The organism is Trinickia sp. NRRL B-1857 (genome assembly GCF_050470685.1).
In the GTDB taxonomy this organism is placed as follows: domain Bacteria; phylum Pseudomonadota; class Gammaproteobacteria; order Burkholderiales; family Burkholderiaceae; genus Trinickia.
This window is the reverse complement of the sequence record NZ_JBFLUK010000016.1, coordinates 1-15,946: the sequence shown is the minus strand read 5'-3', so window position 1 is coordinate 15,946 and position 15,946 is coordinate 1. Positions and strand designations below refer to the sequence as shown.

The 15,946-nt window shown below is 64.0% G+C and carries 12 protein-coding genes and 4 pseudogenes; 12 read left to right on the top strand and 4 right to left on the bottom strand.

Annotated features, from left to right (window positions below; all coding sequences use genetic code 11):
* Window positions 1-403 (top strand): AsmA-like C-terminal region-containing protein (locus AB1286_RS32910; RefSeq protein ID WP_430367414.1); only part of this gene is annotated, 403 nt, incomplete at its 5' end.
* A gap of 296 nt (window positions 404-699) precedes the next feature.
* On the opposite strand, the gene AB1286_RS32905 is transcribed toward AB1286_RS32910, so the two are convergent.
* A complete protein-coding gene (locus tag AB1286_RS32905) occupies window positions 700-837 on the bottom strand; it encodes a hypothetical protein (RefSeq protein ID WP_430367413.1) in 138 nt (45 codons plus the stop codon).
* Between AB1286_RS32905 and AB1286_RS32900 the strand changes: the two are divergent.
* From AB1286_RS32900 to aroG, 3 genes and pseudogenes are all read left to right on the top strand, one after another.
* Window positions 777-1,145: pseudogene (locus tag AB1286_RS32900) on the top strand (nitrilase-related carbon-nitrogen hydrolase); the annotation flags it as partial. The gene AB1286_RS32905 and the pseudogene AB1286_RS32900 sit on opposite strands and share 61 nt — an antisense overlap.
* Before the next feature lie 199 nt (window positions 1,146-1,344).
* A pseudogene (locus AB1286_RS32895) lies at window positions 1,345-2,814 on the top strand (metallopeptidase TldD-related protein).
* Window positions 2,815-3,141: 327 nt separating this feature from the next.
* Complete coding sequence (aroG, locus tag AB1286_RS32890) at window positions 3,142-4,215, top strand: 3-deoxy-7-phosphoheptulonate synthase AroG (protein ID WP_430364128.1); 1,074 nt, start codon at window positions 3,142-3,144, stop codon at window positions 4,213-4,215.
* A gap of 124 nt (window positions 4,216-4,339) precedes the next feature.
* Here the strand turns inward: aroG and hmpA are convergent, their stop codons facing one another.
* A complete protein-coding gene (gene hmpA / locus AB1286_RS32885) occupies window positions 4,340-5,548 on the bottom strand; it encodes an NO-inducible flavohemoprotein (protein WP_430364127.1) in 1,209 nt (402 codons plus the stop codon).
* A 154-nt stretch (window positions 5,549-5,702) separates the two neighbouring features.
* Window positions 5,703-6,284 carry a cob(I)yrinic acid a,c-diamide adenosyltransferase gene (locus tag AB1286_RS32880; RefSeq protein WP_430364126.1) on the bottom strand — a complete coding sequence of 194 codons (582 nt, stop codon included), beginning with the start codon at window positions 6,282-6,284 and terminating at the stop codon, window positions 5,703-5,705.
* A gap of 318 nt (window positions 6,285-6,602) precedes the next feature.
* Here AB1286_RS32880 and AB1286_RS32875 point away from each other — a divergent pair, with 318 nt between their 5' ends.
* From AB1286_RS32875 to glcF, 4 genes and pseudogenes are all read left to right on the top strand, one after another.
* Window positions 6,603-8,024 carry an FAD-binding oxidoreductase gene (locus AB1286_RS32875; protein WP_430365084.1) on the top strand — a complete coding sequence of 474 codons (1,422 nt, stop codon included), beginning with the start codon at window positions 6,603-6,605 and terminating at the stop codon, window positions 8,022-8,024.
* Window positions 8,025-8,044: 20 nt separating this feature from the next.
* A complete protein-coding gene (locus tag AB1286_RS32870) occupies window positions 8,045-9,538 on the top strand; it encodes an FAD-linked oxidase C-terminal domain-containing protein (protein ID WP_430364125.1) in 1,494 nt (497 codons plus the stop codon).
* Window positions 9,539-9,699: 161 nt separating this feature from the next.
* Window positions 9,700-10,789 (top strand): annotated as a pseudogene (gene glcE / locus AB1286_RS32865) (glycolate oxidase subunit GlcE).
* Window positions 10,790-10,877: 88 nt separating this feature from the next.
* A complete protein-coding gene (glcF, locus tag AB1286_RS32860) occupies window positions 10,878-12,125 on the top strand; it encodes a glycolate oxidase subunit GlcF (RefSeq protein WP_430364124.1) in 1,248 nt (415 codons plus the stop codon).
* A gap of 128 nt (window positions 12,126-12,253) precedes the next feature.
* On the opposite strand, the gene AB1286_RS32855 is transcribed toward glcF, so the two are convergent.
* Window positions 12,254-12,865, bottom strand: coding sequence for a TetR/AcrR family transcriptional regulator (locus AB1286_RS32855; RefSeq protein WP_430367412.1), 612 nt, complete (start codon window positions 12,863-12,865; stop codon window positions 12,254-12,256).
* A 230-nt stretch (window positions 12,866-13,095) separates the two neighbouring features.
* On the opposite strand from AB1286_RS32855, the gene AB1286_RS32850 reads away from it, so the two are divergent.
* The 4 genes and pseudogenes from AB1286_RS32850 to AB1286_RS32835 all read left to right on the top strand — a co-directional run.
* Window positions 13,096-13,329, top strand: a complete 234-nt coding sequence (locus AB1286_RS32850) for a hypothetical protein (RefSeq protein WP_430364122.1) — start codon at window positions 13,096-13,098, stop codon at window positions 13,327-13,329.
* Between the two features lie 465 nt (window positions 13,330-13,794).
* The gene (locus AB1286_RS32845; protein ID WP_430367411.1) at window positions 13,795-14,598 is read left to right on the top strand and encodes a M24 family metallopeptidase; all 804 of its coding nucleotides are present in this window, start codon (window positions 13,795-13,797) and stop codon (window positions 14,596-14,598) included.
* Between the two features lie 163 nt (window positions 14,599-14,761).
* Complete coding sequence (locus AB1286_RS32840; RefSeq protein WP_430364120.1) at window positions 14,762-15,460, top strand: YggS family pyridoxal phosphate-dependent enzyme; 699 nt, start codon at window positions 14,762-14,764, stop codon at window positions 15,458-15,460.
* A 120-nt stretch (window positions 15,461-15,580) separates the two neighbouring features.
* Window positions 15,581-15,946: pseudogene (locus tag AB1286_RS32835) on the top strand (pyrroline-5-carboxylate reductase family protein); the annotation flags it as partial.

Sequence of the window (15,946 nt, the reverse complement as noted above, 5' to 3'; positions counted from 1 at the left end):
GTTGAACTTCCGCGACGTCATCGGCGAAGGGCTGCCCTTCAAGAGCGTCACGGCCACGGCCCACGTGCGCAACGGCATCGCGCGCACCGACGATTTCCATGTCGTGACGGCGCCGATGCGCGCCGATTTGTCGGGCACGGTCGATCTTGCGCAAGAGACGCAGGATCTACGCGTGGCGATTACGCCGACGTTGTCGGCGGGCTCGGCCGTGATCGCCGCGACCGTCGTCAATCCCCTGCTCGGCCTCGGCGCGCTCGTGGCGAACGTCGCGCTCTCGCAATCGATCTCGCATGCGTTCGCGCACGACTATTCGGTCACGGGATCGTGGTCGCACCCGCTCGTCGAGCGGGTCACGTCCGATCGGGGTAAGATGACTGCTCCGACCGAGGCAACGGACAAGTAGCGTGCCCACGCTGGGCCAAGCGCTCGGCAGCACGCTGCGCCCACGACCCTCGGCAGTACCCGATATCGAATTCATGAGCGATCGCCCCGTCCATACGACACCGTTTCGCGTCGCCGCGCTCCAAATGGTCAGCACGCCCGAGCGCGAACAGCAATCTCGAAGACGCCGAGCGCCTGATCGCGCAAGCGGCGGCCGGCGGCGCCGGGCTCGTTTTGCTCCCCCGAGTACTTCTGTTTCATGGGGTAAAGGACGCCGACAAGCCTCACGGTGCGCGAATCGTACGGCGACGGTCCCATTCAGCGTTTTTTGGCCGATAGCGCGCGCCGCCACGGCATCTGGGTGATCGGCGGCACGCTGCCGCTGACCGTAACCGATCCGCTCGATACCGCGCGCGTGCTCAACACCACGCTCGTGTTCGAATCCGAGCGGCGCATGCAAAGCGCGCTACAGACAAGATCCACCTATTCAATTTCGAGAAGGGCGCCGAATCGTTCGACGAGGCACGCACGATTCGCCCGGCAGCGAGGTTTGCACGTTCGACGCGCCGTTCGGGCGTGTCGGCCTGTCCGTCTGCTACGATCTGCGCTTTCCGGAGTTGTACCGGCGCATGGGGCGATTGCGCGCTGATCGTCGTGCCTTTCGGCCTTCACCTATACGACGGGTCGCGCGCATTGGGAGATGCTGCTACGCGCACGCGCCGTCGAGAATCAGTGGCTACGTGCTTGCCGCGGCTCAGGGCGGCACGCATGAAAACGGCCGCCGTACCTGGGGCCACAGTATGTTGATCGACCCCTTGGGGCGAAGTCGTGGCCGTGCTCGACGAGGGCGCGGGCGTCGTCGCCGGCGACATCGACCGCGCGCGCATCGACGAAGTGAGGCGCAGCCTCCCCGCTTGGCGCCACCGCGTGCTTGCTTAACCTTTTTCGTATCGAAACGACCGCATGAACCTGATCGAACCCGGTATTCGCAATCTCGCGACCGCGAAGGACGTCCTCTTGACGCCCTACGGCCTCGACGAAGCGCGCCTCACGCGCACGCTCGCCGATATTTTCACGCACCGAGTCGATTACGCCCGACTTGTACTTCCAAGCGACCCGCAGCGAAGCCTGGAGCCTCGAGGAAGGCATCGTCAAGTCGGGCAGCTTCAGCATCGACAAGGTGTCGGCGTGCGCGCCGTCGCCGGCGACCGCACGGCCTTCGCCTACTCCGACGACCTCTCGGTCGAAGCGCTGACGCAAGCCGCACACGCGACGCGCCTCGATCGCAAAGGCGGGCGGCGGCAAACAGAAGATCAAGGTGGCCAGCGCGCTCAAGGGCGTGGCGGGACGCGACCTCTATTTGGCGGCCGATCCGCTCGCCTCGCTCGACGCCACCGAAAAGGTCAAGTTGCTCGAGCGCATCGAACAAATGGCGCGCAGCCGCGGACAACACGCATCACGCAGGTGATGGCCGGCCTTGCGGGCGAATACGACGTCGTCCTCGTCGCCCGGAGCGACGGCGCGCTCGCGGCCGATGTGCGCCCGCTCGTCCGCGTATCGGTGACGGTGATCGCCGAGCAAGACGGCCGGCGCGAAATCGGTAGCGGCGGCGGCGGCGGGCGGTTCGATTACGGCTACTTCACCGACGACATCCTCGCTCGTTACGTCGACGACGCCGTCAAGGCTGCGCTCGTGAACCTCGAGGCTCGCCCGGCGCCGGCCGGTGCGATGACGGTCGTGCTCGGCCCGGGCTGGCCCGGGCGTCTTGCTGCACGAAGCGATCGGCCATGGGCTCGAGGGCGATTTCAACCGCAAGGGATCGTCAGCCTTCGCGGCCGCATCGGCGAACGCGTCGCGGCCAAGGGCGTCACGGTCGTGGACGACGGCACGTTGCCGAACCGCCCGCGCTCGCTGAACATCGACGACGAAGGCAACCCGACCCAATGCACGACGCTGATCGAGGACGGCGTGCTCAAAGGCTATATCCAAGATACGCTGAACGCACGGCTCATGAAGATGCCGGTGACGGGCAACGCCCGGCGCGAATCGTACGCCGCGCTGCCGATGCCGCGCATGACGAACACGTACATGCTTGCCGGCGACAAGGCCCCTCAAGAGATCATCGAGTCGGTCAAGCACGGCCTTTACGCCGTCAACTTCGGCGGCGGCAAGTCGACATCACGAACGGCAAGTTCGTGTTCTCGGCGTCTGAGGCGTACATGATCGAAAAACGGCAAGGTCACCTACCCGGTCAAGGGCGCGACGCTGATCGGCAGCGGCCCCGAGTCGCTCAAGTACGTCAGCATGATCGGCAACGACATGGCGCTCGATACGGGCGTGGGCGTCTGCGGCAAGGAAGGCCAAAGCGTGCCCGTCGGCGTGGGCCAACCGACGCTGCGTATCGACAATTTGACGGTAGGCGGCACGGTCTGAATGACATGGCCATGCACGCATTTTGCATCGCCACGCCGTTTGACGCGGAATATCCGCATTGTTTGCCGTCACGGGTTGCCGACCGCGCCTAACGGGCGTATAAAGTGAAACGCACCTTTTTTACGAGCCTCACCCCTGCCATGTCGCCGAAGTTTCATTTTCACTTTTACTTCTTTTGGCATCTCAGTCCGCTGGCGGATCGAGAGGGGTGTTAGCGCGTTACGCAAACCCGAATTCCCGAAAAACCGCCAGCGAACCTGGCGGTTTTTTTTCGCCTCGGCAGGTCGATCGTAGGCGAGCCCCGAACCCGATGAGGAGAAGTACAACATGCCCCCGCACAATACCGATGACGTCCGTATCCGCGAGCTGAAAGAGCTGACGCCGCCTGCGCACTTGATTCGCGAGTTCGCCTGCACGGAAGCGGTCTCCGACCTCATCTACGGCACGCGCCGCGCACTGCATCGGATCCTGCACGGCATGGACGATCGACTCATCGTCATCATCGGGCCGTGTTCGATTCATGATCCGAAGGCTGCGCTCGAGTATGCGAGCCGGCTCGTGCAAGAGCGCAAGCGCTTCGCCGGCGAGCTCGAGATCGTCATGCGCGTCTACTTCGAAAAGCCGCGTACGACCGTGGGCTGGAAGGGCCTCATCAACGACCCGTATCTCGACAACAGCTTCAAGATCAACGACGGTCTACGCGCCGCGCGCGAATTGCTCGTCGGTATCAACGAACTGGGCCTGCCCGCGGGCACCGAATACCTCGACATGATCAGCCCGCAATACATCGCCGATCTGGTGTCGTGGGGCGCGATCGGCGCACGTACCACCGAATCGCAAGTGCATCGGGAATTGGCCTCGGGGCTCTCGTGCCCGGTGGGCTTCAAGAACGGTACCGACGGCAACGTCAAGATCGCCGTCGATGCGATCAAGGCCGCGTCGCAGCCGCACCACTTCCTCTCGGTGACGAAGGGCGGCCACTCCGCCATCGTCTCGACGGCAGGCAACGAAGACTGTCACGTGATCCTGCGCGGCGGCAAGACGCCGAACTACGATGCGGCCAGCGTCGATGCGGCATGCGCCGACATCGGCCGCGCCGGACTGGCGGCGCGCCTGATGATCGACGCGAGCCACGCCAACAGCTCGAAGAAGCACGAGAACCAGATTCCCGTGTGCGCCGACATCGGCCGGCAAGTGGCCGCCGGCGACGAACGCATCGTCGGCGTCATGGTGGAATCGCATCTCGTGGCCGGCCGGCAAGATTTGCAGCCGGACTGCACGCTGACGTACGGCCAAAGCATCACCGACGCCTGCATCGGCTGGGACGAAAGCGTCGCGGTATTGGAAGGGCTCGCCGAAAGCGTCAAGCAGCGGCGCATTGCGCGCGGTAGCGGCAACTGAACGATCGAGGTATGCGCGGTCTGCGCCCGATGGGCGCAGACCGCACCAATGAAGCGGGCCGCCCGGCTTCGAGAGCGTTCGCTCCCGAAACTGGGCGGCCCGTTTGCCGCTTAGGCTAGATCAATCAGGCCAGCGCGCCCGATCCGAACACTTCGCTGTGGATCCGCGCCGGATCGACGCCGAGCGCCACGAGCGCATCGCGCTGCACTTCCATAAAGGCCATCGGCCCGCACAGATAGTAGTCGGCATCGGGCAAGACGGCTTGCTCGGCGATGCGCGAGAAATCGATCCGGCCTTCGAAGTCGTAATCGACGCCTTGCTTATCGGCCGGCCCCACTTCTTCGTAAAACACCGCGCGGGACACGTTCGGTTGCGCCTGAACGGTTTGCGCGAGCCATTGCTTGAACGCGTGAACCTTGCCGTTGCGGCATGCATGCACGAAGGCTACGCGACGCGCGCTGCCTTCGGCCGCCAACGTCGAGAGCATCGACATCATCGGCGTAATGCCCACGCCGCCCGACACGAGTACGACCGGCGTCGATTTCGTGCGATCGAGATGAAAATCGCCCATCGGCGCCGTCACCTCGACGATGCTGCCCTCTTCCACACCCTCGTGCAGCAGCGTCGAGAGGCGGCCGGCCGGAATGGCCTCGTTCCCGCTTTCGCGCTTGACGGAGATGCGCAGCCACTTACCATGCGGCGCGTCCGACAAGCTGTACTGCCGAGGCTGGTCGACGCCCAGCTCGCCGACATACCGCTTCACGGTCACATATTGGCCCGGCTCGAAACCCGCGGCCGGTCCGCCGTCTGCCGGCGTGAGGTAAAACGACGTGATCTCATCGCTTTCGACCACTTTGCGCGAAACGGTGAACGGACGATAGCCGCTCCATGCCGCGTTGTCGTAGAGCTTCGCTTCGGCGCCGATCATGATCTGTGCGAGCTGCGCGTAGGCGGCTCGCCAAGCCTCGAGCGTCGCTTCGTCCACAGCATCGCCGAGCACTTCCACGACCGAAGCGAGTAGGTTTTCGCCGACGATGGGGTAGTGTTCGGGACGGATGTTCAGACTTGCATGCTTATGCGTGATCCGACCGACCGCCGAGCCGAGTGCGCCGAGATTATCGATATTGGCCGCGTACGCATAGACGGCGTGCGCGAGGACGTCGGCTTGACTGCCGCTCTCTTGATGCGTCTGGTTGAACAGGTTGCGCAGTTCGGGGCGATTCGCAAACATGCGGCGATAAAAGTGCTTCGTGATCGTCGCACCGTGTTCGGCGAAGACAGGAGCGGTTGCTTTGACGCGGGAAATTTGGTCGGGCGTAAGGGCGGAGGTCATCGTTTTGGCGTTCCTCGTTAAGATGCATCAAGAATACATTTTAACAAACCGCCCACTCCATACGACACATTGTCGCAGGGCAGCATGCCGCGCACAGCCGCGGGAACCCTGCGTTTGCCCTTTTGTCGCGCTCTCGTCTGCTGCACCCGCGCGATCAGGCGCGGCGCCCGGGCTGCCACAGCACGTCTTGCCCGCCGCCGGCCCGATTCAGCACGCGCGATAAGACGAACAGCAAATCGGATAAACGATTGACGTAGCGGCGCGGCGCACCGGCGCCCGACGCAACGGCGCCCGACGCATCGGCAAGCGGCTGCGCGGCGCCGAGCGTGACGATCGCGCGCTCGGCGCGGCGGCAAACGGTGCGGCACACATGCGCAAGCGCGGCGGCGCGTGTGCCGCCCGGCAAGATGAACTCCTTCAGCGGCGGCAAATCGGCGTTGTAATGCTCGAGCCATCCATCGAGCCGAGCCAAATGCGCATCGCCGATCACGGTATGGCCCGGGATGCAGAGCTCCCCGCCCAAGTCGAACAAGTCGTGCTGAATCGCGGTCAACGCGTCATGCACATCGGCCGGTAACGGCTCCGTCAGCAACACGCCGATCTGCGAGTTCAGTTCGTCGACCTCGCCCATCGCCACGACGCGCGCATCGTCCTTGCGCACGCGGCTGCCGTCGCCGAGACCCGTCGTACCGTCGTCGCCCGTGCGCGTTGCGATTTTGCTCAAGCGGTGGCCCATGTCATGACTCCCTTTATGCGTTGACGACGTACCGGCGGTTATCGGCGCTCATCGGCGCCTATGGGTGCTGCCCTACGCCGATAGGCGAAGCGACTCATTATAGGCGGGCGGCGAAGGGCTTTTGGCCGGCGTTCGGCTATGCGGCTAAGCCTTTCGGCCAATTCTGACGGCCCGGCGATCGGCGTAGAATGAAGCAAGCTTTGAACGGGGGCACGCTTGCCGAAGGCTGCTCGCGCGCCAAGTGCGCCTGCGTTCGACTACACCGACATACCAATGCGCGACACGTCGATCACCGCGTCGCGCCGGGAGACGCTATTCGTGAACCACCCCGTGCCTCCAGCCGCGGTACGCCCCCGCCGGCCGTTCCCGTCCGAGTTGCTGTCCGCGCTGCAAGCGCAATTCGGCGAACGCGTCTCCATATCGGAGGCTGTGCGCGCGCACCATGGCCGCGACGAATCCCCATTCGATCCGCAATTGCCCGATGCCGTCGTCTTCGCGCAGAGCACGGAGGAAGTGCGCGCGATCGTCGAGCTGTGCGCACACTACCAGGTGCCCATCATCCCCTACGGCAACGGCTCCTCGCTCGAAGGACAGTTGCTTGCCGTGGAAGGCGGCGTCAGCATCGACTTATCGGGCATGAACCGGATCGTCTCGATCGCGGCGGAAGACATGACGGCCACCGTCGAGGCCGGCGTCTCGCGCAAGACGCTTAACGAAGCGCTACGGGATACCGGACTGTTCTTTCCGATCGACCCCGGTGCCGATGCGAGCTTGGGCGGCATGTCGGCCACGCGGGCCTCGGGTACGAATGCCGTGCGCTACGGCACGATGCGCGAGAACGTACTCGGCCTCACCGTGGTGCTGGCCGACGGGCGCGTCGTCAAAACCGGCACGCGGGCCCGTAAATCGTCGGCCGGCTACGACCTGACGCGGCTTTTCGTCGGCTCGGAAGGAACGCTCGGCGTCATCACCGAAGTCACCGTCCGGCTCTATCCGCAGCCCGAAGCCGTGTCGGCGGCCGTCTGCGCATTCCCGTCGATGGGCGAAGCCGTTCGAACCGTCATCGAAACGATTCAGCTCGGCGTGCCGATTGCGCGCGTCGAATTCGTCGATACGCTCGCCGTTCGCGCGATCAACCGGCATTCGAATCTCACCTTGCCGGAATCGCCGACGCTCTTTTTCGAATTCCACGGCAGCGACGCGGGCGTGAAAGAGCAGGCCGAGCGCGTCGAAAGCGTCGCCGGCGAGCACGGCGGTAGCGGCTTTGCCTGGGCCACGCGGCCCGAGGAGCGCAACCGCCTATGGAACGCGCGCCACACGGCCTTTTTCGCGATGCTGCAATTGAAGCCGGGTTGCCGCGCCGTGACGACCGACGTCTGCGTGCCGATCTCGCGCTTGGCCGATTGCGTCGTCGAAACCGAACAAGACTTGCTTGGGTCGCCGCTGCCTTGCCCGATCGTCGGCCACGTCGGTGACGGCAATTTCCACGTCGCGATGCTCATCGACCCAGAGAAGCCAGAAGAACTCGAGGAAGCGGAACGCTTGAACCGGCGTGTCGTGCAACGGGCGCTCGCGATGGGCGGCACGTGTACGGGCGAACATGGCATCGGGCTGCACAAGATGGACTTCTTGCTCGACGAACACGGCCCCGCGGCCGTCGACGCCATGCGCGCAATCAAGCATGCGTTCGATCCGCGCAATCTGATGAACCCGGGCAAGATCTTTTCTTATACGGCCTGAAGCGGCCAACGGGGGAGCCTATGGAAGCCGTTGTCTCGTCGCCGAGCGACGTCCGCGCCGAGCGCCAACGCGAAGTCGTGCAGGCGCTCATGGCCACGCTGCCCGCGCACTGCCTACTCTATCGCGACGAAGACACCGCGCCGTACGAGTGCGACGGCCTGAGCGTCTATCGACAATTGCCGCTTGCGGTCGCGTTGCCCGAAACCGAGGGCCAGGTGCAGCGCGTGCTGCAAATTTGCCGGCGGCTCGGCGTGCCCGTCGTACCTCGCGGCGCAGGCACGGGCCTGTCGGGCGGCGCTACGCCGATCGCGCACGGCGTCGTGCTCTCGCTCTCGCGGTTCACGAAGATCGTCGACGTCGATCCGTATGCGCGCACGGCTACCGTCCAACCTGGTGTGCGCAATCTTGCCGTCTCCGAGGCGGCCGCACCGTACGGGCTTTACTACGCGCCCGATCCCTCGTCGCAAATCGCCTGCACGATCGGCGGTAACGTCAGCGAAAACTCGGGCGGCGTGCATTGTCTCAAGTACGGCTTGACCGTCCATAACGTGCTGCGCGTGCGCGCCGTGACGATGGACGGCGACATCGTCGAGTTCGGTTCGCTCGCGCCCGACGCGCCCGGACTCGATCTGCTCGCCGTCATGATCGGCAGCGAGGGGATGTTCGCCATCGTGACGGAAGTCACGGTCAAGCTCATTCCGAAGCCGCAAACGGCGCAAGTCGTCATGGCGAGTTTCGACGATGTCGTCAAAGGCGGCGAGGCCGTCGCGGCCATCATCGCGGCCGGCATCATTCCGGCGGGCCTCGAGATGATGGACCGGCCCGCCACGCGCGCCGTCGAGGCGTTTGTCGGCGCCGGTTACGACCTCGACTGTGCGGCCATTTTGCTATGCGAATCCGATGGCACGCCCGAGGAAGTCGCGGACGAAATCGTCCGAATGACCGCCGTACTGCGCGAACACGGCGCGACACGCCTGCAAATCTCGCGCACCGAGGCCGAACGACTGCGCTTTTGGTCGGGCCGCAAGAATGCGTTTCCGGCAGCGGGACGAATCTCGCCCGATTACTACTGCATGGACGGCACCGTCCCTCGCCGCAGCATCGGTCCGCTGCTCGCGCGGATCGAAACGATGGAAGGCAAGTACGGGCTGCGTTGCATCAACGTCTTCCATGCGGGCGACGGCAACATGCACCCGCTCATCCTATTCAACGGCAACGACCCGGACGAGCTACGCCGCGCCGAGGAGTTCGGCGCCGAGATCCTTGAAGCGTGCGTCGAATTCGGCGGCACGATTACCGGTGAGCACGGGGTCGGCGTCGAAAAGATCAATTCGATGTGCGTGCAGTTTTCGGATGCGGAGCGTGAGGCCTTCTTCGCGGTCAAGCGCGCGTTCGACCCAGCCGAATTGCTGAACCCCACAAAGGGGATTCCCACTCGCGCGCGCTGCGCCGAGTACGGCAAGATGCACGTGCGCGGCGGCTTGCTGCCGCATCCGGACATACCGCGTTTTTAAAGGGCCGCCGGGTGAAGCGTACCCACGGACTTACCCCTAGGCGCCCGCGCCGCGGCTTGTCTCGCCGCGCTCGGTCGGTACAATCTGTAACGAACGCCATGACGGCATGACTTGCTAAAAGCCGGCACCACCGGATGAACGACACGACGAAGCGCGAAGCCATGCAGGACGAGGACATCGTGGCCTACTGGTCCGAACGGATCCGGCAGGCCACGGCCGAGGCGCGCCCGCTGCGCTTGCGCGGTGCGGGCACGAAAGATTGGTACGGCCAACAACTTCAGGGCGAAATACTCGATACGCGCGCCTATCGAGGCATCCTTGCCTACGACCCCGCGGAACTCGTGATCACGGCCCGCTGCGGCACGCCGCTCGCGGAGATCGAGGCGACGCTCGCCGAACACGACCAGAATGCTCGCCTTCGAGCCGCCGCACTTCGGCCGCGCCTCGACGTTCGGCGGCTGCATTGCGGCCGGCATCTCCGGGCCACGCCGGGCGCAAGCGGGCGCGGCCCGGGATTTCGTGCTAGGCGTCACGCTGATGAACGGCGCCGGTGACGTGCTGCGCTTCGGCGGCCAGGTGGTCAAGAACGTCGCCGGCTACGATGTCGCGCGGCTCATGGCCGGCTCGCTCGGCACGCTGGGTTTGATGCTCGATCTGTCGGTCAAGGTCATGCCGCGCCCCGCGATGGAAGCCACGCTCAAATTCGATATGAATGGGACCGATGCCGTTCGCAAGCTCAACGAATGGGGCGGGCGGCCGCTGCCGATCACGGCGAGCGCCTGGCGCAACGGCACACTGGCCGTGCGTTTGTCGGGCGCGGAGACCGCGGTGAAGTCGGCCCGCAACACGATCGGCGGAGAGGTTGTCGACGCCGTCGAAGCCGAGCGGTTTTGGGAAGGGCTGCGCGAGCAAACCGATCCCTTCTTCGCCTCGATTCCCCCCGATTCGGCGCTATGGCGTCTTGCCCTGCCCTCGATCACGGAACCGCTGCAACTGCCGGGGGCGCAGTTGATGGAATGGGGCGGCGCGCAGCGCTGGTGGATCACCGATACCGATGCGCAGACGGTGCGCATCAGCGCCAAGCAGGCGGGCGGCCACGCGACGATCTTTCGGGCAGGCCGAAGTTTCGACCGCAGCGTCGGCGTCTTTACCTTGCTGCCGATGCCGCTCCAGAAGATCCATCGCGGCCTGAAGGCCGCCTTCGACCCGGCGCGCATTTTCAATCGCGCACGGATGTACCCCGATTTCTGATGCCTATGCCGACGATGACGTTTGAACGGCGCCTAGCGCACTCGCCGATCGCCTGGCGGCGCAAAAGCTAAGAGGCGACAGCGACGCAATGCAGACCCAACTCGCAGACTTCATCCGCAACACAGCCGACGGCGACGAGGCCGATGCGATCTTGCGCAAATGCGTGCATTGCGGCTTTTGCACGGCGACCTGCCCGACCTATCAATTGCTCGGCGACGAATTGGACGGGCCGCGCGGACGCATCTACTTGATCAAGCAAATGCTTGAAGGCGGCAGCGTGACGCGCAGCACGCAGTTGCATCTGGACCGTTGCCTCACTTGCCGCAGCTGCGAGACGACATGCCCCTCGGGCGTGCAGTACGGGCGGCTCGTCGAGATCGGCCGCGAGCACGTGGAGAAGAGCGTGCCGCGGCCGCTGCGTCAGCAACTGTTGCGCAGGGTGCTCGCGAGCGTGCTGCCCAATAGCGCGCTGTTCGCGCCGGCTATGCGGCTCGGACAGTTGGTTCGTCCGTTCCTCCCGCGCCGCTTGCGCGACAAAGTCCCGCCGCGCCAACGGCTGCTCGAATGGCCGAATCGCGCCGAGCTTGCCCCGTCCGAGGGTACGGCGCGCCGCATGTTGCTGCTCTCCGGCTGCGTGCAACCGTCGATGCTGCCGAATATCAATATCGCAACGGCGCGCGTGCTGCATGCGCTCGGCATCGAGACGTTGATCGAACCCGAAGCCGGGTGCTGCGGCGCGATTCGGCTTCATTTGGGCTATCGAGACGAGGCGCTCGACGATGTCCGGCGCAACATCGACGCCTGGTGGCCTCACGTGGAAGCCGGCGTCGAGGCAATCGTGATCAACGCCTCCGGTTGCGGCGCGACCGTGAAGGAATACGGCCATCTGTTGCGCAACGACCCTGCCTATGCGGGCAAAGCGCAGCGAATCACCGAGCTCTCGCGCGACGTCGTCGAGGTGTTGGGCGGCTTCGAGACGGAATTGGCCGGACTTGCGCGACGGCGCGGCGTGCACACGGTGGCCTACCATCCGCCGTGCACGCTTCAACATGGACAGCAGATCCGCGGGGCGGTCGAGCATCTGCTCGCCACGCTCGGCGTGGAAGTGCGGCTCCCGGCCGACAGCCATCTGTGCTGCGGCTCGGCGGGTACCTATTCGGTCACGCAACCTGCGATGTCCTATACGCTGCGCGATCGGAAAGTACGCAACCTAGAGGCGCTCGAGCCGCAGATGGTCGTATCGGGCAACGTCGGGTGTATCGCTCATTTGCAAAGCGGGACATCCATGCCCGTCGCGCACTGGGTCGAGTTGGTCGAGCATTTGGTGTACGGGTGACCCACTTCAGTGGGTTTCGCGATTGATGAAAACCGACTCCGCCCGATAGACGAGAGATAGCTGTGCTGCATGCGGACCTCATGGGTCGATGAAGGAGTCCTTCCGAAGATCGCCTGCCAGAACCTGCCTCAGCATGAAAAGGTGAGCGTCCAAGAAACGCCTCGGCTCAATCGGATCCACGCGATCGAAAACCATATGCCAGATAATCGCCATGACCATTGGGCCGATAAGCGCTTCGGCGTCTCGCTCAGAGGGGATGGGGTCAGCTCGCCGCGCGCGATGCCGCGCGCCATCGCCCGGTGAAGGATTTCTCTCCCCCTGCTTATCAGAAGCCGGTGATACAGCTCCGCGATGGCCGGAAAACGCCGCCCCTCGCATATGATGATCCGTACCAATAGCTCCACGTCTTGGGTGAACAAGGTCGCATAAAGGCGCTCGATCAACACGGTCAAGAGGTCGGAGGTCGTGCCCTCATGGGACTCGACAATGCTTGGCAAAGCCTCGAAGGCGGGGGCGATGCCCGATGACAAAGCCGCTTCGAAGAGCGCTTCCTTGCTGCCGAAATATCGGTAGATCGTGCCCTTGACGATGCCGGCCCGGGCGGCAACGTCATCCAGCCGCGTCGCCTCGAAACCATGCTCGGCAAACTCGGCCAGGCCCGCCGCGATGATTTCCTGAGGTCGCGCTTCTTTGCGTCGGCGCCGCTCTTTGCCCGCCGCCCCGGATGCCTGCTCTTCCATCGATTCCGTTTCTCCACCGAATTGCACGACGCGATGGCCGCTGCACCCATCGGGACGTCCAACATTACCATTTAATGACTCCATAGTCATTAAATCATTGACTGCATCGACGACCACTCTATAATGACCGAGGAGTCATTAACTCAATCATCGGCGGAGCACTCAATATGTCTATCGAAGGAACATACAAGATCACGGTCAAAACCCCACTCGGTCCGAAGGACGCGCAAATGACGCTCCGCGCCGAGGGAACGACGCTGTCCGGCTATATCGAGACCGCCAAGGGTCGCTCCGATTTTTCCGGCGGCACCGTCAATGGCCACGAATTCCGTTTCCCGGCCCGCATCGGAACGCCGATCGGGCGCGTTCATGCCGACGTCGAAGGAAGGGTCGACGGCGATCGTTTGACCGCCACGGCGAAGTTGCCACTCGGCACCGCGGAAATCGAAGGCGCCCGGATCTAACCATCTGACCTCGAGATAGGAAGAGCCATGTCTACTAGCATCCCGAGTTATTCGTTCGCCGAACGCGACCGGCGCTGGTCTATCGCCAACACGCTCATGGAGGAGCGCGGGCTCGATGCTTTGCTCGTCTATGGGATCGCGAGGGGGCGTTTCCCGCCTTTTATGCCCGGACACATGGTTGACGAACGAACGCCCGGGTTCGATCGTCATCGTTCCGAAGGGCGAAGAGCCGATCGTCATCGTCTTCCTCGTGACCGTCATAGCGGATCACATCCAGGCGGCAGCGTCCGGATACACGAGCTGGATCAGGCCCGAGAATATCTATACGGGGAAGATGGGTTCGAATGTCGTCGAAATCATCGAAGACCGCGGTCTCAACCGGTGCAAATTCGGCGTCGTCGGGCTGGAACCTTATCCCCCTACTATTTCGATGGCGTCATCCCCTACAACACGTGGAAGGGGATCGTGGACGACCTGCCGGAAGCGCGCTTCGAGGCAGTCGGTAACGACTTCTTCGCCCGAACGTCGGTCAAAAGCGCCGAAGAGATTGCCGTTCTGAAATGGTCGGCAAGCGTCGGAGAAAAAATGTGCGCCGCGATGCGCGATGCGACTCGTCCGGGCGCCGGCGAGCATGAAATCTATGCGGCTGCCCTCGACACCGCGGCCCGCAATGTGGGTTACTGCGGTCAGATTTTGCTTGGCTCCGGTCCGGAATTCGTCGGATGGGGACCGCCTACATGGCTCTATCGGCCCGAAACACCGCGCACCATCAGGGAAGGTGACGTTGTTCTGTCGGAGGTCTTTTCGTCGTTCGGCATGCTTGAAACCCAGCATCAGCCAGCGATTGCCGTCGGCAACGTTCACCCCGACTTCCATGATGCCGCGGCTCTCGCGCGCGCGTCTTATGAGGCGGGGGTCAAGGCGCTCAAAGCCGGAAGCGTTTTCGCCGATGTCGTCGAAGCGATGCGAGTGCCGATGCGCGAGCGGGCATGCTGGCACGCTCACCCTCTCGTTCATTCGCTGACGCCCTATACGATGATCGGCGCGGGCGAGCGCCTTGCCGACCTGCCCGAATTGGCCCGTTACGGCAAGGTGTTGCCCATCCCTTCGATGGGTAACGACCGGGTGCTAGAAGCCGGAATGGTCTTTGCCCTCGAACCGAACTGCGGAATCGGTCGGCGCTTGATCAATCTCGGTGGGACCGTCCTTGTCGGCGAGGACGGCGGCATCGAACTCAATAGCAACTCGACCCGGCTGATGCTGGCATGAGCGTTGTCAAGGCACGGTGCCGACATTCGTCCACAATTGTTCGATGCAGGAAGCCCCCAACCACGACCGCGAGGCGCAATGGGGGAGTCGACACCGCCGAAGCCTGCTCCACCCGCGCCGTATAATCCGCGACAGACCTCGTGCCCTCGCTCACGCACAACCTATGTCCCATATCGCAGAGAACCTGCGGGCCGTTCACGCCCGCATCGAACGCGCGGCCCAGGCGGCCCACCGCTCCCCTGAGTCGATCGAGCTGCTGGCCGTCTCCAAGACGTTCCCAGCCGAAGATGTCCGGGCGGCCTTCGCGGCCGGTCAACGCGCCTTCGGCGAAAACTACGTGCAGGAGTCGCTAGCTAAGATCGAGGCGCTCGCCGATCTGCGCGCTCAGATCGAATGGCATTTCATCGGCCCGCTGCAATCGAACAAAACGCGGCCCGTCGCCGAACAGTTCGATTGGGTTCATTCGGTCGATCGTCTCAAGATTGCGCAGCGCTTGTCCGAGCAGCGCCCCGACGCCCTTCCCGCTTTGAACGTCTGTCTGCAAGTGAACGTCAGCGGCGAAGCCTCCAAGAGCGGCGTGCCCGCACGTGACGCGCTCGCCCTGGCGCGCGCGATCGCCGCGCTGCCCAAGCTGCGTCTGCGCGGCTTGATGTCGATTCCCGAACCCGCCGACGACATCCAAGCGCAGCGCGAGCCCCATCGAATCTTGCGCACGCTGTTCGAGACGCTATGCGCCGAAGGCCTGGCGCTCGATACGATGTCGATGGGCATGTCGAGCGACTTGGAAGCGGCCGTCCTCGAAGGGGCGACGATGGTGCGCATCGGCACGGCGATTTTCGGCAAACGCGATTACTCGCACTGAGCCGCCGTGCACACCTGCGCCGCGCGAATGAAAGCACGTCCCCATCAATCGGTTGTACCCAACTGAATTGCGCACGGCGGCGATCTATAATCAGCCGCTGCGCCCACTCCCATCCTCGACATGAAAATCGCATTCATCGGCGGCGGCAACATGGCCGCGGCATTGATCGGCGGCCTGATCAAGCGCGGGCGTCGCACCGGCCGACCTCTACGCCATCGACGTCAACGAAGACGCGCGCACCCGTACGCACGAGCAGTTCGGCATCGCGACGGCAGCCTCAGCCGACGAGGCCCTGGTTGACTACGACGCGATCGTGCTGGCCGTCAAACCGCAGGTGTTGAAAGCCGTATCGGCATCGCTCGCACCTCACCTGTCGACGCAACTCGTCGTGAGCATTGCCGCCGGCATTCGCGGTGTCGACTTGTCGCGTTGGCTCGGCGGCTACACGCGCATCGTGCGCGCCATGCCGAATACGCCTGCCCTGAT